This is a genomic window from Amycolatopsis sp. MtRt-6, from assembly GCF_017308975.1.
Taxonomy (GTDB): Bacteria; Actinomycetota; Actinomycetes; order Mycobacteriales; family Pseudonocardiaceae; genus Amycolatopsis.
The window spans coordinates 112,394-133,917 of sequence record NZ_JADWPD010000014.1; the positions used below are offsets into that span (position 1 = coordinate 112,394).

A 21,524-nucleotide genomic window follows, 5' to 3' on the forward strand; every position below is an offset into this window, starting at 1 on the left:
ACTTCCCAAGCGCGTCGACGCTTAGGGAAGACTTTCCGCTGCGTCGACGCGCGAACCCTCGTGCGACCTTACGGTCGGCGAGGGTTTTTTGTTGCCCTAGGGAAGCAATTCCCCGCCCCACCGCACAAAACCGACCCGAACGAGTGACACCGAGACCCACGAGGCAGATCCGATGACCAGTGCGACGTCGCGCAGCGACGCGAAGCCCGGGCCGACGCCCGGAACGCCCGGAGCACGTCCGAAGCCGGCTCCACCGGCGGGAACGCCGGTGCGCGTCACCGGCGCCCAGTCCCTCGTGCGCTCGCTCGAGGCCGTCGGCGCCGAGGTGGTCTTCGGGATCCCGGGCGGCACCATCCTGCCCGCCTACGACCCGCTCCTCGACTCGACGAAGGTCCGCCACGTCCTGGTCCGCCACGAGCAGGGCGCCGGCCACGCGGCCACCGGGTACGCGCAGGCCACCGGCAAGGTCGGGGTCTGCATGGCGACCTCGGGCCCGGGCGCGACCAACCTGGTCACCCCGCTCGCCGACGCGAACATGGACTCGGTGCCGGTCGTGGCCATCACCGGGCAGCAGTCCCGCGCGCTGATCGGCACCGACGCGTTCCAGGAAGCCGACATCTGCGGCATCACCATGCCGATCACCAAGCACAACTTCCTCGTCACGGACCCCGCGGACATCCCGCGGACCATCGCCGAGGCGTTCCACCTGGCCGCGACCGGCCGCCCCGGCCCGGTCCTGGTGGACATCCCCAAGGACGTGCTGCAGGAGATGACCTCGTTCTCCTGGCCGACGGAGCTGCGCCTCCCGGGCTACCGCCCGACGCTGCGCCCGCACGGCAAGCAGGTCCGCGAAGCCGCGAAGCTGATCGCCAAGTCGCGGCGCCCGGTGCTCTACGTCGGCGGCGGCGTCATCAAGGCCGAGGCGCACGAGCAGCTGAAGCAACTCGCCGAGCTGACGAACATCCCCGTCGTCACCACGCTGATGGCGCGCGGCGCGTTCCCCGACTCGCACCCGCAGCACCTCGGCATGCCGGGCATGCACGGCTCGGTCGCCGCGGTCGCCGCCATGCAGCGCGCCGACCTGCTGATCGCGCTCGGCGCCCGGTTCGACGACCGGGTCACCGGCCAGCTGTCGTCGTTCGCGCCGGACGCCGCGATCGTGCACGCCGACATCGACCCGGCCGAGATCTCCAAGAACCGCAAGGCCGACGTCCCGATCGTCGGCGACTGCAAGGAGATCATCGGCGAGCTGATCACCGCCGTGACGACGGAGTTCGACCACAGCGGCCGGCCGGACCTGACCGACTGGTGGACCCAGGCCGACGACTGGCGCAAGACCTACCCGGCCGGCTACGAGTGGCCCGACGACGGTTCGCTGTCGCCGCAGTACGTCATCGAGCGGATCGGCGAGCTCGTCGGCCCGGACGCCGTCTACGCCGCCGGGGTCGGCCAGCACCAGATGTGGGCCGCGCAGTTCGTCAAGTACGAGAACCCGCGCACCTGGATCAACTCCGGCGGCCTCGGCACCATGGGCTACGCGGTGCCCGCCGCGATGGGCGCGCAGTTCGGCGTCCCGGACAAGCCGGTCTGGGCGATCGACGGCGACGGCTGCTTCCAGATGACGAACCAGGAGCTGGCCACCTGCGCCATCGAAGGCGCGCCGATCAAGGTCGCCGTCATCAACAACGGCAACCTGGGCATGGTCCGGCAGTGGCAGAACCTCTTCTACTCGGAGCGGTACTCCAACACCGACCTCGGCACGCACAAGCACCGCATCCCGGACTTCGTCCTGCTGGCGGAGGCGCTGGGCTGCGCCGGCCTGCGGTGCGAGACCCGCGAAGACGTCGACGCCACCATCCGCCGCGCGATGGAAATCAACGACCGCCCCGTCGTGATCGACTTCGTCGTGGGGAAGGATGCCCAGGTGTGGCCGATGGTCGCGGCCGGCACCGGCAACGACGAGATCATGGCGGTCCGGGGCATCCGGCCGCTGTTCGACGACGACGAGGTTTCGGTCGAGACGACCGAAGCCGCCGCGGAAGGTGAGCGCTGAGATGAGCGTCCACACGCTGAGTGTCCTGGTCGAGAACAAGCCCGGTGTGCTCGCGCGCGTGTCGGGCCTGTTCTCCCGCCGCGGGTTCAACATCGAGTCCCTCGCCGTCGGGCCCACGGAAAACCCCGAGGTGTCCCGCATGACGATCGTGGTCGCCGTGGAAGAGCTACCGCTCGAACAGGTGACGAAGCAGCTCAACAAGCTGGTCAACGTGATCAAGATCGTCGAGCTGGAGCAGTCGACCGCCGTGCAGCGCGAACTGCTGCTGGTGAAGGTTCGCGCCGACAACACCGTGCGCAGCCAGGTCCTCGAAACCGTCCAGCTCTTCCGGGCCAAGGTGGTGGACGTCTCTCCGGAGGCACTCACCGTCGAGGCCACCGGGACGTCCGACAAGATCGGTGCGTTGCTGCGGATGCTGGAGCCGTATGGCATCCGCGAGCTCGTGCAGTCCGGCATGGTCGCGGTGGGTCGCGGCGCCCGTTCGATCACCGCCACATCACCGCGATAAAGAAGTAAGTCAGGAAAGGAAGCAGTACCCCCATGGCAGTGGAAATCTTCTACGACGACGACGCCGACCTCTCGATCATCCAAGGGCGCAAGGTCGCTGTCATCGGCTACGGCAGCCAGGGCCACGCCCACTCGCTGAGCCTGCGCGACTCCGGCGTCGACGTCCGCATCGGCCTGCCCGAGGGGTCCAAGTCGCGGGCGAAGGCCGAGGAGCAGGGCCTGCGCGTGCTCACCCCGGCCGAGGCGTCGGCCGAGGCCGACCTGATCATGATCCTGGCGCCGGACACCAAGCAGCGCCACATCTACGAGCAGGACATCGCGCCGAACCTCAAGGACGGCGACGCCCTCTTCTTCGGGCACGGCTTCAACATCCGCTACGACCTGATCAAGCCGCCGGCAGGAGTCGACGTCGCGATGGTCGCCCCGAAGGGCCCGGGCCACCTGGTCCGCCGCCAGTTCGTCGACGGCAAGGGCGTCCCGGCGCTCATCGCCGTGGAGCAGGACGCCTCCGGCAACGCCCAGGCGCTCGCGCTCTCCTACGCGGCCGCCATCGGTGGCGCTCGCGCCGGCGTCATCAAGACGACGTTCACCGAGGAGACCGAGACCGACCTCTTCGGCGAGCAGGCCGTGCTCTGCGGTGGCGCGTCCGCGCTGGTGCAGACCGGTTTCGAGGTGCTCACCGAGGCGGGCTACGCCCCGGAGATCGCCTACTTCGAGGTGCTGCACGAGCTGAAGCTGATCGTCGACCTCATGTACGAGGGCGGCATCGCGCGCCAGCGCTACTCGATCTCCGACACCGCCGAGTACGGCGACCTGACCCGCGGCCCGCGCGTCATCTCGCCGGCGGTCAAGGAGGAGATGAAGAAGATCCTCGGCGAGATCCAGGACGGCACGTTCGCCCGCGAATGGGTGGCCGAGGACGAGGCCGGCCGGCCGAACTTCACCAAGCTCGAGGAGCAGGGCAACCAGCACCCGATCGAGGAGACCGGCAAGAAGCTCCGCGGCCTGATGTCGTGGGTGGACCGGCCGATCACCGAGACCGCCTGACGTTCTTATCGGTAACACAGTTGCCTGGACCGAAGGGGACGCCCGCTACCGGGCGTCCCCTTCGGTGTCTCGTTACGCTGACCGCATGACCGACGACAAGGAGCACATCCGGCACCACCTCGACCTGTCGCGGGCCGAGTGGATCCGGGGTGAACCCGCGGGCGTCACGCTCGACGAGGTCGTCGAGTACGCGTTCGTGCCGCACACCGACGGCGTCACCTACGTCGCGATGCGGAAGTCGACGGATCCCGACGGCGTGGTCCTGGTCTTCACCCCTTCGGAGTGGGACGCGTTCCTCAAGGGCGTCCGCGACGGCGAGTTCGACCTGCCCGAGGCCTAGGGAAGCTTCGCGGCCAGCTCGGGGATCTTCCCGAGCTCGCCGGCGATCCCGAGGTGGTCGCCGTAGTCGCGGGACTCCACGATGAGCCCGCCCGAGATCCGCATGACGAAGAGGTTCGCCACCCGCACCGGCTTTCCGCCGTAGCTGCCCTGGTAGGCGAACTCGCCGATCAGCACTTCCGGATCGGTGCCCCGGTAGGTGACCAGGTCCGTAACGGCGAACCCCGGGTTCAGCGCCTTGCCCGCCGCGAAGTGCGCGCGCAGCTCGTCGCGGGTGCGCATGACCTCGGAGCCCGGCAGGAACGGGTGCGTGACGTGTGTTTCCTCCGCGTACAGCTCCGGCAGTCCGTCCCAGCGCCCGGCGGCGACGCCGTGGACGAGCCGCTCGAACACCGTGTCCCCGCTCTCCGGCGTGACCGGGGAAAGTTCGTGCGGCGGAGCCTGTTCGTAGGCCTGCACCAGCTGGTCGACGCCGTCGCGGACGACCGCGAACCGCAGGTAGTCGTGGTAGTCGCGGGAATGGACGATCAGGCCGTCGCGGACGCGCAGCACCTGGACGTTGGCCGTGGGGATCGTCCGCCCGGTCCGCACCGATTCGGCGTCGTAGTCGTATTCGGCGACGATCACCTCGGGGTCGGTGGTCTCGTGTACGACGACGTTCTTGCGCTTGAACCGCATCGTGCCGGCGAGGGCGCCGGTGAACCGTTCGTGGACCGTCGCGCGACCCGTGATGCGGGCCGGCCGCGGTACCGCCTGGGGGTGCTCGACGACGGTGTCTTCCGCGTAGAGCGCGGAAAGGTCTTCCCAGCGTCCTTCGGTGATGCCGTCGGACAGTGCGTGGAACACCTCGCGGGGCGCGTTCATACGGTCCTCCCAGTAGCAAAACGGAGTCGGTAGTCCGCCTATGACGATACGGACTACCGACTCCGGTTGGCTACCTCAGCAGCTCCCGCGCGGCCGGCTGCCCGCACACCTCCGCCCACTTCTCCGGGGTGCTGCCGAAGATCGCGTCCCGCGCGCCGGGGTCGGCACCGCTTTCGACGAGGGCGCGGATGACGTCGACGTGGCCGGACTGCGCGGCCAGGTGCAGGGCTGTGACGCCCTCGCCGTGGTGCGGGCCGCCGAACGTGCCGCGGAAGTTCACGTCGGCGCCGAGGTCGAGGAGCGTCCGGACGGCGGCGAGCCGGCCCGAGGCCGCCGCCCACGCCAGCGCCGTTCCGCGGTAGACGTCGGCGTCCACGTCGGCGCCCCGCGCGACGAGCGTTCTCAGCGCGTCGACGCGGTCGTTGCGGGCCGCCCAGGAGAGGGCTTCGTTCTTGGCTTCGGCGGGGTCGTCCGTCGGCCGCCAGCGCGGGAAACCGCTGTGGGGACGGTAGAAGCCCCGGTGCGCGCCGCCGCGGCCCGACGTCAGGAGCTCGTCGAGGAGTTCGATGTCACCCAGCCCGGCGGCGACGCGGAGGTTGCCCGGCGCCCGGCTGTGTTCCGCGAGTTTTCCGGCGGCTTCGCGGTGACCCCAGAACAGGGCGACGACCAGGGGAGTGCCGCCGTCGCCGCGGGCGTGGACGTCGACCGGCGCGCCGCGCTCCAGCAGCAGGTCGAGCAGGTGCGGCAGGTTGCTGTAGGCGGCCTGGTGCAGGGGCGTCCAGCCGTGGACGTTGCCGCGGCCCGGGTCGGCGCCGTGGTCGAGGAGGATCCGGCTGAGCCGCTCGTCGTGCGTGGCGCCGGCCATGCCGAGCAGGTCGTTGCCGTTGGTGCCGCGGGCGGTGACGAGGCCGGGGAACGCGTCCAGCAGCGAGGCGAGCTGGTCCGGATCCCGCGCCTCGATCGCCCGGTACGCGCGGGCGAACGGCTCACCACTGTCCACAAGCGACTCGACGTGCCTGCGAAGTGCTTTCCAGGAACCGAAACCGTGCTCACGGGCGACGACCGCGCGGGCGCCGTCACGGGTGAGCGGCTGCCCCCAGCGGTCGAACGGCTCTCGCGCGCCGGGCGTCTCGTCCTCGGCCGAGGCGAGCAGGCCGAGCGCGCGTTCGGCGTAGTACCCGACGTCCTGGTGGTACGAGTGCTGCAGGGCGTCCCCGTGCTCGGTGACGCGCCGGACGTACGCCTGCAGCTTCGGCCAGCTCGGGAAGCCGTGGTCCCGCGCGATGCGGAACTGCGCTTCGGCGAGCTTGACGTTCTCGGCGCGCGCGAGGTCCTTCGCGCGCTTGCGCAGCTGGTCCAGGCTGGGTTTCGCGGGCAACGTGCCCATGGTGCCTCCTTCCCTCGACGCCCGTGGTCCGCCGGCACCGGGCAGGAAAGAAGGTGCGGAGCTGGTGGTGCGGTGAAGCGGGGCTGGGCTCGGCCCTGACCGCGGACGGGACGCGGACCCCACCGCGCCCCGCCACCTTACCCCGCTCACGGCAGCAGGTCGGCCAGCCTGCGGTAGGACGTCTCCGTGCGGGCCAGCACCTGGACACAGACGTGGTCGGCGCCCGCGTCGAGGTGGGCGCGGATCCGGTCCGCCACCGCCTGCTCGCCGGTCGCGACAATGGCGTCGGCCAGGCGGTCGCTGCCGCCGTCGGCCAGGTCGTCGTCGGTGAAGCCGAGCCGCCGCAGGTTTTCCTGGTGGTGCGGTGCCTGCCGGACGTACAGGCCGACGTGCTCGCGGGCGACGTCCGGTGCGGCGTCCAGGACCACCGCCTGCTCGACGGCGAGGTACTTGCCCGGCCCCAGCCGCTCGCGCGCCATCGCCGTGTGCTCCGGCGGGACGAAGTACGGGTGGGCGCCGTCGGCGCGTTCGGCCGCGAGGTCCAGCAGCTTGGGGCCCAGCGCCGCCAGCACCCGCCGTGGCCGCGGCGACGGCGGCGGGAGGCCCGGCAGCTCGGCCGCGTCCATCCCGTCGAGGTACTCGCGCAACGCCGTCAGCGGCCGCGCGCCCGGCCGGTGCCCGCCCAGACCGGCGATGAACCGGCCCGGGTACGCCTCGCCGAGGGCGCGGATGGCGCCTTCCGCGGCGAGCGGGGAGCGCTGGTCGAACCGCGCGACCCCGGTGGCGACCGTGAGCCGGGACGTCGCCGCGAGCAGCAGCGCCGCCTGGGTGAACGCTTCCCGGCCGGCGTACTCGCCGAACCAGATCGCGTCGAAGCCGAGTTCCTCCACCTCGGCGGCCGTTGCGCGGAGCGCGCCGATCGGGGCGCCGTCGAAGAACCGCCAGATCCCGACGCTCATCGGGTCACCTCCGCGGCCAGTTCGAGCAGGGTTTCCACAGTGGACTCGAACGTGGGTGCGGCCGGCGTCAGCAGTACGTGGTCCGCGCCCGCGTCGAGCACCTCGCCGAGGCGTTTCGCAATGGTCGGGGCGTCACCCCAGAGCACCAGGTCGTCGACGAACCGGTCGCTCGGCCCGTCGATGTCGGCGTCGGTGTAGCCGAGCCGTTTCCACCCGGCGAGGTACGCCGTCACCCGGTGCTCGCGCGATTGCGCCACCCGGTGCCGGACGGTTTCGCGAGCGTCCTCGCGCGTGCCGAGCAGGACCGTCTGCTGCGGGATGAGCAGCTTGTCCGGCCCGAGGATCTCGCGGGCGTACGGCGTGTGCGAGACCGGCTGGGCGAAGGGGTGGGCGCCGTCCGCGTGGTCGCGGGAGAGTGCCAGCATCTTCGGACCGACCGCGGCCAGGACCCGGGGGAACGGGACGGGCGCCGGGTTTTCGGCGGCCACCGCATCCATTTCGGACAGCTGGGCCCGCATCCGGTCGAGCGGCCGGTAGTCCTCGCCGAGTTTCGCTGCCTGGAAGGCGTGTCCGACGCCGATGCCGAGCACGAACCGGCCGGGGTGGGCCTGGGCGAGTGTCGCGCCACCCTTGTACGTGGTCGTTCCGCGCCGCAGCAAGGCGTTCGCGATGCCGGTGCCGAGCACGACGTCCGGCACGGCGGCCAGGAGGTCGCCGAACCGGGCGAACACCTCCCGGGTGCCGGGTCCTTCGCCGCTCCAGACCGAGCGGTAGCCGGCGTCGGCGAGCCGGCGGGTCGCGGCGCGTTCGACGTCCGGGGGTGGGTGCAGCGGGGCGCTCGGCAGCCAGGCACCGATCGCGCCGAGCCGGGCTCGCGTGTCTTCGATCAGGGTCATCCTCAGTCCCTCCAGTAAAGTGAGGCTGCCTCCGGTTAATATACGGAGGTGGCCTCCGATTGGCTACCCGGTATGGTCGGGAGCGCGATGACCGACGTCAGACCGATGCGCGCGGACGCCCGCCGCAACTACGAGCGCCTCCTCGAAGAGGCTCAACGCGCCTTCGTCGAGCACGGCGTCGAGGCGTCGCTCGAGGACATCGCGCGCCGCGCCGGGGTCGGCATCGGCACGCTCTACCGGCACTTCCCGACCCGGGAGGCGCTGCTCGAGACGCTCCTGCGCGCCCGGTTCGACGCCCAGGCCGAGCGGGCCCGCGAGCTGCTCGCCCACCCCGAGCCGCTGGCCGCCCTGCGGGCGTGGCTTACCGGGCTGGGGGACGCCACCGGTGCCTACCGTGGCCTGGCCGAGCTCACCGCGGACGCGCTGAACGACGAAACGTCCCGGTTGTACGAGTCGTGCCACGCCATGCGCGAGCTCGGTTCCCAGCTGGTGGAACGCGCGAAGCGGGCGGGCGAGCTGCGCGAGGACGTCACGGCGCACGAGCTGCTTCTGTTGCTGCACGCGGCATCCTGGGCGGGCGGGCACCTGCCCGGCGAGGGGGGCACGCACCGGCTGCTGGCTCTTGTTTTCGAGGGATTACGGGCGAGTTAACGCCGGGGGACGCCACGGGGTGCCGCGGGGCGTTAAACTCCGCCTCGACCGGGGCACAACGACGTGCAATGACCGTTTGTCGACACCGAGCGTCCTGGAAATGACCAGATAGTGGGAGCCGTATCGTGAGCAAGCCCAGCAAGCCCGTCGTCCTCATCGCGGAAAAGCTCGCCCCCTCCGTGCTGAGTGTCTTCGGTGACGAGGTGGAGGTCCGGCACGTCGACGGCACGGACCGGTCCGCGCTGCTCGAGGCGGTGAAGAGCGCCGACGCGCTCCTGGTTCGCTCCGCCACCCAGGTGAACGCCGAGGTCTTCGCGGCCACCACGCAACTCAAGGTCGTCGCCCGCGCCGGAGTCGGCCTCGACAACGTCGAGGTGCCCGCCGCGACCGAGCGCGGTGTCCTGGTCGTCAACGCGCCGACGTCGAACATCGTCTCCGCCGCCGAGCACGCCGTCGCCCTGCTGCTGTCGGTCGCGCGCCGCGTCCCGGCCGCCGACCAGAGCCTCCGCGGCGGCGAGTGGAAGCGCAGCTCGTTCTCCGGCGTCGAGCTGCAGGGCAAGACCATCGGTGTCGTCGGCCTCGGCAAGATCGGCCAGCTGTTCGCCCAGCGCCTGGCCGCCTTCGACACGCACCTGATCGCCTACGACCCCTACGTCTCGGCGGCGCGCGCCGCGCAGCTGGGCATCGAGCTCGTCACCCTCGACGAGCTGCTGACCCGCGCCGACGCCATCTCCATCCACCTGCCGAAGACGCCGGAGACCAAGGGCCTCATCGACGCCGAGGCGCTGAAGAAGACCAAGCCGGGCGTCATCATCGTCAACGCCGCCCGCGGCGGGCTCATCGTCGAGGAAGACCTGGCCGACGCGCTGCGCTCGGGCCACGTCGGCGGTGCCGGCGTCGACGTCTTCGTCACCGAGCCGACCACGTCCAGCCCGCTGTTCGAGCTGGAGAACGTCGTCGTGACGCCGCACCTGGGCGCCTCGACGGCCGAGGCGCAGGACCGCGCGGGCACCGACGTCGCGAAGTCGGTGCTGCTGGCCCTGCGCGGCGACTTCGTGCCGGACGCGGTGAACGTCTCCGGCGGCGGCGCGGTCGGCGAGCACGTCCGCCCGTACCTGTCGCTGGTCCAGAAGCTCGGCCAGCTCCTGACGGCGCTCAACCCGACGTCGCCGACGTCGGTGACCGTGCAGGTCAAGGGCGAGATCTCGAACGAGGACACCGGCGTGCTGCAGCTGGCGGCGCTGCGCGGGGTGTTCACCGGCGTGGTCGAGGACCAGGTCACGTTCGTCAACGCGCCGCAGCTGGCGGAGAAGCTGGGCGTGCAGGTCGAGCTGGAGACCGAGCCGGAGAGCCCCAAGTTCCGCAGCCTGGTCACGGTGCGCGCGGTGCACGCCGACGGCTCGGTGCTGAGCGTCTCGGGTTCGGTGACCGGCCTGGACGAGGTCGAGAAGCTGGTCGAGGTCAACGGCCGCGGCTTCGACCTGCGGGCCGAGGGCACCGTGCTGCTGGTCGAGTACCCGGACCGCCCGGGCGTGATGGGCCGGGTCGGGACGCTGCTCGGCGAGGCGGGCATCAACATCGAGGCCGCGCAGATCAGCCAGACGACGGACGGCTCGGACGCGGTGATGCTGCTGCGCGTCGACCGCCACATCGACGCGCACCTGCTGGAGCCGATCGGCGCTTCGGTCGGCGCGCACACGATTCGCGCGGTCGACTTCAACTGACGTAACTCGTTCGAAGGCCCCCTGTCACTCGGCAGGGGGTCTTCGCACGCAATCACAACTACATAACGGAGTCCTTTGCCTACGTAAGTAGGTGTTTTGGGGGATTAGGTTCTCTGCGCGAGGTCGAACCACGCGCCGTCGAGGGCACGGCGCTGTGCCGCGCTTCACCGTCGGGGGTGTCAGGAGCGGCAGGCAGGTTCGGGTCCAGACCTCGGGTAAGGGGCCGACTCATGAGCAGATCCCGCCTCCCCGCGCGCGCCACGACGGCGGCCTTCGCCGTCGTTCTGGCGGCCGCGCTCGGGGCGCCGGTCGCGAGCGCAGCGGACGCACCGCTCGCCGACGGCGTGGCACCCGCCAAGATCGACGACGCGAAGCTGCAGGGGAAGCTGTCGCCGCGCCTGGGAGCCGCGCAGGGCCGGGTCACCGCGTTCGTCGAGCTGGCCAAGAAGCCGGCCGTCGACGCGTTCACCGCCGCGCAGCCGCAGGGCAAGGAGCAGGCCAAGCGGGCCGCCAAGGCCGCCAAGGCCGACACCGCCGCCGCGGTCGACTCCGTCGTCGGCCAGCTACGCGCGGCCGACGCCAAGCCGCAGGTCGTCACCCGGACCGCCAACGCCGTTCCCGGCGTGGTCGTCACCGCGGACGCCGCGAAGCTGCGCGAGGTCGCGAAGCGGGCAGACGTCGTCGCGGTGCGCACGGTCGTGCCGAAGACCCGCACCAACGCCAGCGCCGCGCAGCTGACCAACACGCTCACCGCCTGGCAGCAGACCGGCAGGTTCGGCGACGGCGTCCGCGTCGGCGTCATCGACGACGGCATCGACTACACCCACGCCGACTTCGGCGGCCCCGGCACGCAGGCCGCCTACAAGAGCATCGACGGCACCAAGCCGACCCCGCTCTTCCCGACCGCCAAGATCGTCGGCGGCACCGACCTCGTCGGCGACGACTACGACGCCGGGACGCCCGGCAAGACCACCCCGAAGCCGGACCCGAACCCGCTGGCCTGCGGCGAGCACGGCACGCACGTCGCCGGCACCATCGGCGGCTTCGGCGTCACCGCCGACGGCAAGACCTTCAAGGGCGACTACAAGAAGCTGGACGCCAAGAAGGTCGACGCGATGCGGATCGGCCCGGGCACGGCGCCGAAGTCGCTGCTCTACGCCATCAAGGTGTTCGGCTGCGCCGGCTCGACGAACGTCACCTCGCAGGCCCTGGACTGGGCGCTCGACCCCGACGGCGACGGCGACTTCACCGACCACCTCGACATCGTCAACCTCTCGCTCGGCTCCGACTTCGGCGCCCCGGACGACCCGGACTCGCTGTTCGTGCGCAAGCTCGCCGCGAACAACGTCCTCCCGGTGATCTCCGCGGGCAACGGCGGCGACATCAACGACATCGCCGGCTCCCCGGGCAACACCCCCGAGGCGCTCACCGTCGCCAGCACGCGCGACGTGGGCATCCTCCGCGACGCCGCCGAGGTCAAGGCGCCGTCGACGGCCGCCGGCCAGAAGACCGGCCAGTACAGCCAGAACTACACCGGCTACGACACCCTCGACCTGACGGCGCCGGTCGTCGCCCTGTCGGCGGCGAACGCGGCCGGCTGCGCGCCGTACTCCGCCGAGGACAAGGCGAAGGCCGCCGGCAAGTTCGTCTTCCTGGAGTGGGACGACAACGACGCGACCCGAGCCTGCGGTTCGGCGGGCCGCGCCAACAACGCCCAGGCCGCCGGGGCCAAGGGCGCGCTCCTTTCGTCCACTTTGGAGCACTTCAGCGCCGGCATCGCGGGCAACGCGGCGATCCCGGTGTTCCAGTTCACCGGCTCCGCCACCCAGACGCTGCGCGCCGCGCTGACCGCCGGCACGCTGCAGGTCCGGCTCTACGGCGCCGGCCGCGCCTCGATCCAGACCTACGACAAGAAGATCGTCGACACCCCGAGCTCGTTCACCTCGCGCGGCACCCGCGGCCCGGCCGTCAAGCCGGACGTCGCCGCCCCCGGTGACACGATCACCTCGGCGTTCCGCGGCAGCGGCAACGGCCGCACCGTGCTGAGCGGCACCTCGATGGCCGCCCCGCACACCGCGGGCATCACCGCGCTGATCCGCCAGTCGCACCCCGACTGGTCGGTCGAGGAGGTCAAGGCCTCGGTCATCGACACCGCCGGCCACGACGTCACCGACGGCGCGGGCCACACCTACGCGCCGCAGCGCGTCGGCAGCGGCCGGATCGACGCCAAGGCCGCCCTGGACAACCAGGTGCTCGCCTACGTCGTCGACGACCCGGGCGCGGTCAGCGTCAGCTTCGGCACCGTCGAGGCCGCCGGCCCGGTGACGCTGTCGAAGACGATCAAGCTCGTCAACAAGGGCGTCACGCCCGCCGAGTACACCGTGGGCTACCAGGCGGTCAACGCGCTGCCGGGTGTCGAGTACACAGTGGACAAGCAGTCGGTGAAGCTGACCCCGCGCGGCACCGCCAAGGTCAAGGTGACGCTGAAGATCACCGACCCGAAGGCGCTGCGCAAGGTCATGGACCCGACCATGGCGGCCACCCAGGCCGGCCTGGCCCGGCAGTTCGTCGCGGACGCTTCCGGCCGCGTCGCCTTCACGCCGGTCAGCGGCGCCAAGGTGCCGCTGCGGGTCTCGGTCTATTCCGCGCCGAAGCCGGTGTCGACCATCTCGACGCCGTCGTCGGTGAAGTTCGCCCCGGACGCCACCCAGGCCGTGCTCAACCTGACCGGCAAGGGTGTCGACCAGGGTGCCGGCGCGCAGCGGTACCGCTCGCTGATCAGCGTGCTCGAACTGCAGGCGGAGTCCCCGCAGCTGCCCGAGTGCGACGCGGACGTGGTCACCGACTGCACGCTGAACAAGACGGCCAAGGGCGGCGACCTCCGCTACATCGGCGCGGCGTCGACCGCTCCGCTGGCGAAGGCGCAGGGCGAGCCGGAGAACGCGACCCTCGCGTTCGGCCTCTCCACCTGGGGTGACTGGGCGAACATCGGCAGCAACACCTCGCCGTTCGTCGACATCGACACGACCGGGGACGGGACGCCGGACTTCGAGACCTACGTGACCAAGGCGACGTCGACCGACGTCCTCCTGGCCGTCACGGTCGCGCTGACCCCGGGCTTCCCGACCGTCGACGTCCAGGCCGTCAACGGCCAGCTCGGCGACGTGGACACGAACGTGTTCGACACGAACGTGATCACGCTGCCGGTTTCGCTGGCCGCGCTGGGCATCGACGCGAACTCCGACAGCCACCGCATTTCCTACACGGTGGGCGTCAGCGGGTTCTACGTCGCGCCGGGCACGACGAACGGGCTGATCGACTACGTCGGCACGCCGCTTTCGTTCGACGCGCTCGCGCCGGGCTACACGGTGCAGGGTGGCGGCGACGCCGCGCTGGGCTACGTCGCGAAGCCGGGCACGGCGCTGGTCGTGACGCGCAACGCGGCGTCGGCCGCGGCCGACAAGGCCCTCGGGCTGCTGGCCATCGAGCACCACAACGCCGCGGGCAACCGGGCGAACGCGGTCAAGGTGGACGCGACGCAGGGCGCCCGGCCGGGGAACGAGCGTCAGCCGATCGGGGCTGGTCGCCGCTAGTCCCCGGCAAGATCGATTTGTGCAGGAGCAGGGGCGTCTCCGGCGGATTTCCGCCGGGGGCGCCCCGCTCGGGTTCACCCGATTGGGTGTCTCACCCTGCGGGAGGATGCGGCATAAGGGTGGTGCGGCTACGGCCGTTTGTCTACGGCCGGTAACCTTCCGGCTGCTGGCGTTTTGTTGCGGTGGGCCATCGGTGCGGTCGGTGGTCCGGTCGACGGAGGTGTGTGGATGCGGCTCGCGGTGATCCCAGGAGACGGGATCGGGCCCGAGGTGGTCTCCGAGGCGCTGAAGGTGCTCGGCGAGGTAGTACCGACGGCGGAGATCACGAACTACGACCTCGGCGCGGCCCGGTGGCACTCGACGGGTGAGCTGCTCCCGGAGTCGGTCCTCGGCGAGCTCCGCCAGCACGACGCGATCCTGCTGGGCGCGGTCGGCGACCCGACGGTGCCGAGCGGCATCCTCGAGCGCGGCCTGCTGCTGCGCCTGCGGTTCGAGATGGACCACCACGTCAACCTGCGTCCGGCGCGGCTCTACCCGGGGGTCCGGGGCCCGCTGGCCGACGCCGGCGACGTCGACATGGTCGTCGTGCGCGAAGGCACCGAAGGTCCGTACGCGGGCACCGGCGGCCTGATCCGCAAGGACACCGAGCACGAGATCGCGACGGAGGTCAGCGTCAACACGGCGTTCGGCGTCCGGCGCGTCGTCGCGGACGCGTTCAACCGCGCCGAGGCCCGGCCGCGCAAGCACCTGACGCTGGTGCACAAGACCAACGTGCTCTCGTTCGCCGGGTCGCTGTGGTCGCGGATCGTCGAAGAGGTTTCGCTGGAGCACCCGGAGGTGACGGTCGCGTACTCGCACGTGGACGCGGCGACCATCCACCTGGTGACCGACCCGTCCCGGTTCGACGTGATCGTCACGGACAACCTGTTCGGCGACATCATCACCGACCTCGCGGCGGCGGTGACGGGCGGCATCGGCCTGGCGGCCAGCGGCAACCTGGACATGACCCGCCGCAACCCGAGCATGTTCGAGCCGGTGCACGGTTCGGCGCCGGACATCGCGGGCCAGGGGCTGGCCGACCCGACGGCGGCGGTGCTGTCGGTGGCGCTGCTGCTGGACCACCTGGGCCAGAAGGAAGCGGCCCGCCGGATCGAGGCGTCGGTGGCGTTCGACCTGGCGACGCGGGACCAGTCCTCGCCGGGGGCCACGCAGGCCATCGGCGACCGGCTGGCGGCGTTGGTCTCGTCGAACGTGCGTACTGCCTGATTCTGCGAAAAAGCCCCGCGCCTCCTGGTGGGCGCGGGGCTTTTTCGTGTCCGTGGCGTTCCCGGATGGTGGGAGCTTGACCCAGCTTGTGGACTTTCGCGGAAACCCTGTGGCATGATGCGAGTGTGACCAGCTTCGCGATCATTATCGACGAGCGCGCCGGACGATAGCTCCACAAGAGCCCCCGGCGCGCAACCTCTCGCACCCATGCGGGAGGTTTTTTTGTTGCCCCGAAACGCCAGGAAAGCTAGGAGAGACCCGTGAACCGCAAGGAGCCCGCCGATACCCCGCTCGGCGACGCCTTCCACCTCTACGACACGACCCTGCGCGACGGCGCGCAGCGGGAAGGCATCTCCTACTCCGTCCAGGACAAGCTCGCCGTCGCGCGGCTGCTGGACGAGCTCGGCGTCGGGTTCATCGAAGGCGGCTGGCCGGGGGCGCTCCCGAAGGACACCGAATTCTTCGCCCGCGCCGCGAAGGGCGAGCTCCACCTGAAGCACGCCGCACTCGTCGCCTTCGGGGCGACGCGCAAGGCCGGGACCACCGCCGACGCCGATCCGCAGGTCCGGGCCCTGCTCGACAGCGAAGCGCCGGTCGTCACCCTCGTCGCGAAGTCCGACCTCCGGCACATCGAGCGGGCGCTGCGCGTCGACGTCGACGAGGCCTGCGCCATGGTGCGGGACACCGTCGCGTTCCTCACGCGGGAAGGCCGGCGGGTGTTCCTCGACGCCGAGCACTTCTTCGACGGCTACGCGTTTTCCCCCGAGACCTCCCTCAAGGTCCTGGACGCCGCCGCCCACGCCGGCGCCGACGTCCTCGTGCTCTGCGACACCAACGGCGGCCAGCTCCCGCTCGGCCTGGCCGAAACCGTCGCGAGCATCAAGGAAAAGACCGGGTTCCGGCTCGGGATCCACTGTCAGGACGACACTTCCTGCGCCGTGGCGAACTCCGTCGCCGCGGTGCAGGCCGGCGCGACGCACGTCCAGTGCACCGCCAACGGTTACGGGGAACGGGCCGGCAACGCCGACCTGTTCGCCGTGACGGGAAACCTGGTGACCAAGCTCGGCCTCGACGTCCTCCCGACCGGAGGCGCCGCCGAGCTCACCCGGGTCTCCCATGCCCTTGCCGAAATCGCCAACCTCGCCCCCTACACCCACCAGGCTTACGTGGGGGCGTCGGCCTTCGCCCACAAGGCGGGGCTGCACGCGAGCGCGATCAAGGTGGATCCGTTGCTGTACAACCACATCGATCCGTCTTCCGTCGGCAATGACATGCGGGTACTGGTCACCGAGATGGCCGGCAGGGCCAGCCTCGAGCTCAAGGGACGTGAGCTCGGGGTCGACCTTGCCGGCCGGCCCGAGGCGCTGACGAGCGCCATCACCAAGGTCAAGCGCCTCGAAGCCGAAGGCTGGTCCTTCGAAGCCGCCGACGCCTCCCTGGAACTCCTGCTGCGTCAGGAAGCCGACGTCCCCGTCGAAGCGCCGTTCGAGCTCGAGTCCTACCGCGTGGTGCTCGACCACCGCCCGGACGGCGAGGTGATGGCCGAGGCGACGGTCAAGGTGCACGTCGGCGGCCGGCGCGTCATCGCCACCGCGGAGGGCATCGGGCCGGTGCACGCCCTCGACGCCGCGCTCCGGAAAGCGCTGAGCCCGCACCTGTCCTGGTTGGACAGTGTGGAGCTGGCCGACTACAAGGTGCGCATCCTCCAGGGCCACCCCGGCACCGACGCGGTGACGCGCGTGCTGGTCGAGAGCACCGACGGCGAACGCGAGTGGACCACGGTCGGCGTGCACGGCAACATCGTCGAGGCCAGCTGGCTGGCGCTGTGCGACGCGCTCGTGCACAAGAGCACCACCGTGGCCTGAGCCGCTGTGACATCCGGGCCTTCGGCCCGGGCCGGGGGCTCCGCCACCCGGAACCCCCGAAAGCCGTGAGCCGGGCGCACGTAGACTTACGGCGTGCGCCTAGCCCGTATTGCTCATCCCGGTGGTGTCGCGTTCGCCTCGATCGAAGGCGACGGTGACGACGCCCAGGTCCTCGAAATCGCCGAGCACCCCTTCGGCCAGCCGAACTTCACCGGCAAGCGGTGGCCGCTGGCCGACGTCCGGCTGCTCGCGCCGATCCTGCCGTCGAAGGTGATCGCCGTCGGCCGCAACTACGCCAAGCACGCGGCCGAGTTCGGCAACGAGGTGCCCAGCGACCCGATGCTGTTCATCAAGCCGTCGACCACGGTCATCGGGCCCCACGCGGCCATCCGCCGCCCGTCCGGCATCGGCCGCGTCGACTTCGAAGGCGAGCTGGCGATCGTCATCGGGCAGCCGGTGAAGAACGTGCCGGCCGCCCGCGCCGCGAGCGCCATCCTCGGCTACACGATCGCCAACGACGTCAGCGCCCGCGACCTCCAGAAGGCCGACGGCCAGTGGGGCCGCGCCAAGGGCTTCGACACCTTCTGCCCGATCGGCCCGTGGATCGAGACCGCGATCGACGCGTCCGACCTGGCGCTGCGGTCCGAGGTCGACGGCGAGCTCAAGCAGGACGGCCGTACCTCGGACCTCGTCCACAAGATCCCCGAGCTGGTCGAGTTCGTCTCCGGCGTCATGACGCTCCTGCCCGGCGACGTCATCCTCACCGGCACGCCCGAGGGCGTCGGCCCGATCGAAGGCGGCCAGACCGTCTCGATCACCATCGACGGCATCGGCACCCTGACCAACCCGGTCGAGAACGTCTAGTCCCTGGTCGCCGGCTCCATCGGCCGCCGGGCGAACGCCGGAGCGTGCTCCGGCCGCAGCCCGAGGCCGAGGAGCCGGGCCGGGACGTACGACAGCCGCGGGAACCGGGCGAACAACTTGATCATCGGGGCCGGCGGCCCGTTGCGCTTGCCGGTCATCACCCCGCGCACCACGGTCCGGTGCAGCAGGCGCTGCAGCCCCTGCACCATCAGCGTCGGCGCGAGGCGCCGCGCGCGCACCTTCGCCAGCTCGGCCTCCGTGGGACGGCCCCGGCGCAGCGGCTCGGCCAGCAGCGTCGCCGCCGCCACCGCGTCCTGCACCGCCAGGTTGATGCCCACGCCGCCGATCGGCGACATCGCGTGCGCGGCGTCACCGATGCACAGCAGCCCGTCGACGTGCCACTTGCGCAGCAGGTTGAGCCGCACGTCGAGGAACTTGACGTCGTCCATCGCCGCCAATTCGTGCACGCGGTCGGTGAACTCCGGGCAGATCTGCGCCACGTTCTCCCGGAACGCCTCGATGCCCTGCTTCCGCAGGTCGTCGCCCTTCGGCGCGAGGTAGGCGACCTGGTAGAAGTCCGGCCGGGGGAGCGGCACCGCGAAGCGGCGGTCCCGCATCTTCGGCATCAGCATGCCGCCTTCCTCGTCCGCGCCGCGCGAGAGCCGGAACCACCAGACGTCGAACGGGCAGTCGTACTCCCGCGGCACCAGGCCGGCCTCCCGGCGGGCCAGCGACCAGCGGCCGTCGGCGGCGATCACCAGGTCGGCGCGGATCTCGCCGGTCTCGCCGCCGCTGGTGCGGTAGGTGACGCCCACGACCCGGCCGTGCTCGCGGACCAGGCCGGTGCACTCGGTCTCCATCCGCTGGACGAACGTCGGCTCCTTGCGCGCGCTTTCGGCGAGCAGGTCGAGGAAGTCCCACTGCGGCACCATCGCGATGTACGGGTGCGCCACCTTCAGCCGGGTGAAGTCGGCCAGCTTCATCATTTCGCCGTTTTCCTCGGGGAACCCGGCCGAGCGCAGCTCGCTGTGCGGCAGCGCGTGGAACTTCTCGCCGAGGCCCAGCTCGTCGAGCAGCGTCAACGTCGACGGGTGCACCGTGTCCCCGCGGAAGTCGCGCAGGAAATCGGCGTGCTTCTCCAGCACCGTCACCTCGACGCCGGCCCGGGCCAGCAGCAGCCCCGTGATCATCCCGGCCGGCCCGCCACCGATGACGACGCAGGTCGTGCGCTCGGTCATCTCGACCATCTCCCTTATTCATCGCGTGTTGAATAACTTGAGGATGCACCTGCCGGGCGCCGGCGTCAAGGGGTGTGACCGGAGATACGCTGATCGGGCGACGACCGGGGCAGGCCGCGTTCCGGTGACCAGAAACCGTCCAAACGCGACAGTTGGTCGGCCGCGTTCCGGTGGTGCGCGGATTCGGTGGCGACGCGCCGAAGTGTGCTTGTGGACGGAGCGGATTCCCAAGCGGAACAACGGTTTTCCGCGGCAATCGGTTACCGGCGCGTCCTCCGGCGTGCGGTGCCGGGTAACCGATCGGGGACGGTTCGCCAACTGGGAGTAGAGCCGGTGCGCCGGAACAGGCGAGCGGCAATCACCTCTTTGGCAGCGTCGCGAACGCGGCGGTTGCCCTAGCCTCACTGGGTGGATTTCGCCCTGGCACCCCGGACCCCTTCGCGAATCGCCCCGCCCGCCGCGGCGGCGTCCGAGCCCTGGGCGCCCCCCGAGCTCCGGCTGGTGTGCCTGGACATCGACGACACGCTCATCGACTGCACCGCCGCGATCCGCCGCAGCCTCCACATCCTCACCGGCCGGGGCGACCTGTGGCCGTTGTGGGACCTCATCACCGAAGAGCACGTCGCCCTGGTGGTCGCGGGCGAACTCGACTACGCGACCATGCACCAGCGGCGCACGGACTGCTTCCTCGCCGAAATCGGCATCTGCGCCGACGCCGAGCAGGTGAGCTCCTTCGAGCGGCGCCGCCGCGAGCTGCTCGACCACTCGTGGCAGCTGTTCGACGACGTCCTCGACTGCCTGGAGTGGCTGCGCGCGGCCGGCCTGATGCTGGCCGCCGTGACGAACGCCTCGGGCGTCCACCAGCGGAAGAAAATCGCCGACCTGGGCCTGGCGCCGTTCTTCGACCACGTGGCCATCGCGGGCGAGCTGGGCGTGGCCAAACCCGATCCGGTGATGTTCCACACGGTGTGCCTGGGCCTGGGGTGCGCCCCGGCCCAGGCGGTCCACGTGGGGGACAAACTGGACACGGACGCGATCGGCGCCCGCGACGCGGGGCTGGGGGCGGTCTGGCTCGACCGCGACCGCATCGGCGAGCGCGCGCCCGAGGGCGTCCACGCGGTGGCCGGCCTGGCGGAGCTGCCTGAGCTGCTGGTTTCGGAATACGCGACGATCGGCGTCCCGGCCCAGCGCCGCAGTGGCACCCCCGCGTTCACGGTCCGGAACGGCGTGCTCTAGTATTTCTCCTCGTGCGGTGCTGAACCGGCCAGCCGGATCGGTACCTCACTGGGGTATGGTGTAATTGGCAGCACGACTGGTTCTGGTCCAGTTAGTCTAGGTTCGAGTCCTGGTACCCCAGCTGCGGAGAGTGACCCCCCTGCGAAGCGGGAAATCGCTTCTGGTAGGTTCTCTCCAGCAAGAAAAAGTCTCCGGGAAACTGGAGGAGATCCTAGCCCCCGTCGTCTAGCGGCCTAGGACGCCGGCCTCTCACGCCGGTAGCGTGGGTTCGAATCCCATCGGGGGTACAGATAGGCAAGCCGTGTTGACCTCGGTCAGCACGGCTTGTTTTGTTGTGGGCGCCGTGGCTTCGGAGATCCTTTCCGTGGGTTGTGCCGTCTTGGGTAAGTGATCAACGGGTAGTTGACCTGTGACCGGCACCTCACTGGCGGCGATCTTCCGCTACGCCGACTCGCACCCGTTCCGGAGCCGGACGTGACCACCGGGCGGACGCCCGGCTGGTCTCGTGATCGACGAGGCGAGATCGAGGGTTGCGAAGCGGCTCGCCCAGCCAAGGAGCCGGCGCGGTCACGTCCTCACGGGCCTTTCGAGACGAGTGCAAGGAAGTTCAACAGGCGGCGCGATTGGACATCGCGTGAACCGACGTACCCCGATTTCGCCGTGGCTGTGCGATGACGAACCTCGACGTTGGTCGGCGATCAAGCATCGCAGTGCCGCGATCTCACGAAGCTTACCTACATACGGCTCACCAAATACACGTCGACAGCGCGGTGCTGCCGACTGGCACCGGCCGATCCTGCCGCGCGATGCGTCTGGCTGGTGGCCACACAGGAGGACGCAGGGGCGAACTGTCGGAAGCGGTTCTGGTACACGAATTCGGCGACCAGCGCTATCGCAGCTCGGCGACGTGGGTGTAGCCCGGCGCGCTCCGGTGGTGGCTGCGCGGCGCAACCGCCGCTGCTGCTTACCGAACTCGAATCATTCGCGATGTTGTGCCGGCGTGCGCTGTTACATCAGGCAGGGGATCAGCGACTC

At 70.6% G+C, this 21,524-nt stretch carries 16 protein-coding genes and 2 tRNA genes; 13 read left to right on the forward strand and 5 right to left on the reverse strand.

Annotation, left to right across the window (positions count from 1 at the left end):
- Window positions 1-172: 172 nt before the first annotated feature.
- From I4Q55_RS23955 to I4Q55_RS23970, 4 genes are all read left to right on the forward strand, one after another.
- On the forward strand, window positions 173-2,053 hold the full coding sequence (locus tag I4Q55_RS23955) for an acetolactate synthase large subunit (RefSeq protein ID WP_242546603.1): 1,881 nt from the start codon (window positions 173-175) through the stop codon (window positions 2,051-2,053).
- Window position 2,054: 1 nt separating this feature from the next.
- The gene (ilvN, locus tag I4Q55_RS23960) at window positions 2,055-2,561 is read left to right on the forward strand and encodes an acetolactate synthase small subunit (protein WP_003080760.1); all 507 of its coding nucleotides are present in this window, start codon (window positions 2,055-2,057) and stop codon (window positions 2,559-2,561) included.
- A gap of 32 nt (window positions 2,562-2,593) precedes the next feature.
- Complete coding sequence (gene ilvC / locus I4Q55_RS23965) at window positions 2,594-3,607, forward strand: ketol-acid reductoisomerase (protein WP_206790680.1); 1,014 nt, start codon at window positions 2,594-2,596, stop codon at window positions 3,605-3,607.
- A gap of 85 nt (window positions 3,608-3,692) precedes the next feature.
- Window positions 3,693-3,947: a DUF397 domain-containing protein gene (locus tag I4Q55_RS23970; RefSeq protein ID WP_206790681.1), complete on the forward strand. Its 255-nt coding sequence runs from the start codon at window positions 3,693-3,695 to the stop codon at window positions 3,945-3,947.
- On the opposite strand, the gene I4Q55_RS23975 is transcribed toward I4Q55_RS23970, so the two are convergent.
- The 4 genes from I4Q55_RS23975 to I4Q55_RS23990 form a co-directional block, all read right to left on the reverse strand.
- Window positions 3,944-4,810 carry a nuclear transport factor 2 family protein gene (locus tag I4Q55_RS23975; RefSeq protein ID WP_206790682.1) on the reverse strand — a complete coding sequence of 289 codons (867 nt, stop codon included), beginning with the start codon at window positions 4,808-4,810 and terminating at the stop codon, window positions 3,944-3,946. The genes I4Q55_RS23970 and I4Q55_RS23975 overlap by 4 nt on opposite strands.
- A gap of 70 nt (window positions 4,811-4,880) precedes the next feature.
- Window positions 4,881-6,197, reverse strand: a complete 1,317-nt coding sequence (locus I4Q55_RS23980) for an ankyrin repeat domain-containing protein (protein ID WP_206790684.1) — start codon at window positions 6,195-6,197, stop codon at window positions 4,881-4,883.
- Between the two features lie 146 nt (window positions 6,198-6,343).
- The gene (locus tag I4Q55_RS23985; protein WP_206790685.1) at window positions 6,344-7,156 is read right to left on the reverse strand and encodes a TIGR03620 family F420-dependent LLM class oxidoreductase; all 813 of its coding nucleotides are present in this window, start codon (window positions 7,154-7,156) and stop codon (window positions 6,344-6,346) included.
- Window positions 7,153-8,052 (reverse strand): TIGR03620 family F420-dependent LLM class oxidoreductase, encoded by a 900-nt coding sequence (locus I4Q55_RS23990; protein WP_206790687.1) that lies wholly within the window; start codon window positions 8,050-8,052, stop codon window positions 7,153-7,155. The genes I4Q55_RS23985 and I4Q55_RS23990 overlap by 4 nt, the downstream gene beginning before the upstream one ends.
- Before the next feature lie 87 nt (window positions 8,053-8,139).
- Between I4Q55_RS23990 and I4Q55_RS23995 the strand changes: the two genes are divergently transcribed.
- The 6 genes from I4Q55_RS23995 to I4Q55_RS24020 all read left to right on the forward strand — a co-directional run bounded on the left by I4Q55_RS23995 (window position 8,140) and on the right by I4Q55_RS24020 (window position 18,015).
- Window positions 8,140-8,703, forward strand: coding sequence for a TetR/AcrR family transcriptional regulator (locus tag I4Q55_RS23995; protein ID WP_206790688.1), 564 nt, complete (start codon window positions 8,140-8,142; stop codon window positions 8,701-8,703).
- Window positions 8,704-8,828: 125 nt separating this feature from the next.
- Window positions 8,829-10,427 (forward strand): phosphoglycerate dehydrogenase, encoded by a 1,599-nt coding sequence (serA, locus tag I4Q55_RS24000; RefSeq protein WP_206790689.1) that lies wholly within the window; start codon window positions 8,829-8,831, stop codon window positions 10,425-10,427.
- Window positions 10,428-10,657: 230 nt separating this feature from the next.
- Complete coding sequence (locus I4Q55_RS24005) at window positions 10,658-14,020, forward strand: S8 family serine peptidase (protein ID WP_206790690.1); 3,363 nt, start codon at window positions 10,658-10,660, stop codon at window positions 14,018-14,020.
- 228 nt (window positions 14,021-14,248) lie between these two features.
- Window positions 14,249-15,286, forward strand: coding sequence for a 3-isopropylmalate dehydrogenase (locus I4Q55_RS24010; RefSeq protein WP_091306264.1), 1,038 nt, complete (start codon window positions 14,249-14,251; stop codon window positions 15,284-15,286).
- Window positions 15,287-15,546: 260 nt separating this feature from the next.
- Entirely contained in the window at window positions 15,547-17,151 is a 1,605-nt protein-coding gene (gene cimA / locus I4Q55_RS24015; protein ID WP_206790691.1) for a citramalate synthase, read from the forward strand.
- Between the two features lie 93 nt (window positions 17,152-17,244).
- The gene (locus tag I4Q55_RS24020) at window positions 17,245-18,015 is read left to right on the forward strand and encodes a fumarylacetoacetate hydrolase family protein (protein WP_206790692.1); all 771 of its coding nucleotides are present in this window, start codon (window positions 17,245-17,247) and stop codon (window positions 18,013-18,015) included.
- Here the strand turns inward: I4Q55_RS24020 and I4Q55_RS24025 are convergent.
- On the reverse strand, window positions 18,012-19,262 hold the full coding sequence (locus I4Q55_RS24025; protein WP_206790693.1) for an FAD-dependent oxidoreductase: 1,251 nt from the start codon (window positions 19,260-19,262) through the stop codon (window positions 18,012-18,014). The genes I4Q55_RS24020 and I4Q55_RS24025 overlap by 4 nt on opposite strands.
- 492 nt (window positions 19,263-19,754) lie before the next feature.
- Here I4Q55_RS24025 and I4Q55_RS24030 point away from each other — a divergent pair, with 492 nt between their 5' ends.
- The 3 genes from I4Q55_RS24030 to I4Q55_RS24040 all read left to right on the forward strand — a co-directional run bounded on the left by I4Q55_RS24030 (window position 19,755) and on the right by I4Q55_RS24040 (window position 20,776).
- Entirely contained in the window at window positions 19,755-20,489 is a 735-nt protein-coding gene (locus I4Q55_RS24030) for an HAD family hydrolase (protein WP_206790838.1), read from the forward strand.
- A gap of 49 nt (window positions 20,490-20,538) precedes the next feature.
- A tRNA-Gln gene (locus I4Q55_RS24035) sits at window positions 20,539-20,610 on the forward strand.
- A gap of 93 nt (window positions 20,611-20,703) precedes the next feature.
- Window positions 20,704-20,776: transfer RNA gene (locus tag I4Q55_RS24040), tRNA-Glu, on the forward strand.
- Window positions 20,777-21,524 lie beyond the last annotated feature (748 nt).

What these genes read in the sequence shown, in the direction of transcription:
- I4Q55_RS23955 (WP_242546603.1), top strand. Translation starts at nt 173, where the DNA reads ATGACCAGTGCGACGTCGCGCAGCGACGCGAAGCCCGGGCCGACGCCC.
- ilvN (WP_003080760.1), top strand. Translation starts at nt 2,055, where the DNA reads ATGAGCGTCCACACGCTGAGTGTCCTGGTCGAGAACAAGCCCGGTGTG.
- ilvC (WP_206790680.1), top strand. Translation starts at nt 2,594, where the DNA reads ATGGCAGTGGAAATCTTCTACGACGACGACGCCGACCTCTCGATCATC.
- I4Q55_RS23970 (WP_206790681.1), top strand. Translation starts at nt 3,693, where the DNA reads ATGACCGACGACAAGGAGCACATCCGGCACCACCTCGACCTGTCGCGG.
- I4Q55_RS23975 (WP_206790682.1), bottom strand. Translation starts at nt 4,810, where the DNA reads ATGAACGCGCCCCGCGAGGTGTTCCACGCACTGTCCGACGGCATCACC.
- I4Q55_RS23980 (WP_206790684.1), bottom strand. Translation starts at nt 6,197, where the DNA reads ATGGGCACGTTGCCCGCGAAACCCAGCCTGGACCAGCTGCGCAAGCGC.
- I4Q55_RS23985 (WP_206790685.1), bottom strand. Translation starts at nt 7,156, where the DNA reads ATGAGCGTCGGGATCTGGCGGTTCTTCGACGGCGCCCCGATCGGCGCG.
- I4Q55_RS23990 (WP_206790687.1), bottom strand. Translation starts at nt 8,052, where the DNA reads ATGACCCTGATCGAAGACACGCGAGCCCGGCTCGGCGCGATCGGTGCC.
- I4Q55_RS23995 (WP_206790688.1), top strand. Translation starts at nt 8,140, where the DNA reads ATGACCGACGTCAGACCGATGCGCGCGGACGCCCGCCGCAACTACGAG.
- I4Q55_RS24005 (WP_206790690.1), top strand. Translation starts at nt 10,658, where the DNA reads ATGAGCAGATCCCGCCTCCCCGCGCGCGCCACGACGGCGGCCTTCGCC.
- I4Q55_RS24010 (WP_091306264.1), top strand. Translation starts at nt 14,249, where the DNA reads ATGCGGCTCGCGGTGATCCCAGGAGACGGGATCGGGCCCGAGGTGGTC.
- I4Q55_RS24025 (WP_206790693.1), bottom strand. Translation starts at nt 19,262, where the DNA reads ATGGTCGAGATGACCGAGCGCACGACCTGCGTCGTCATCGGTGGCGGG.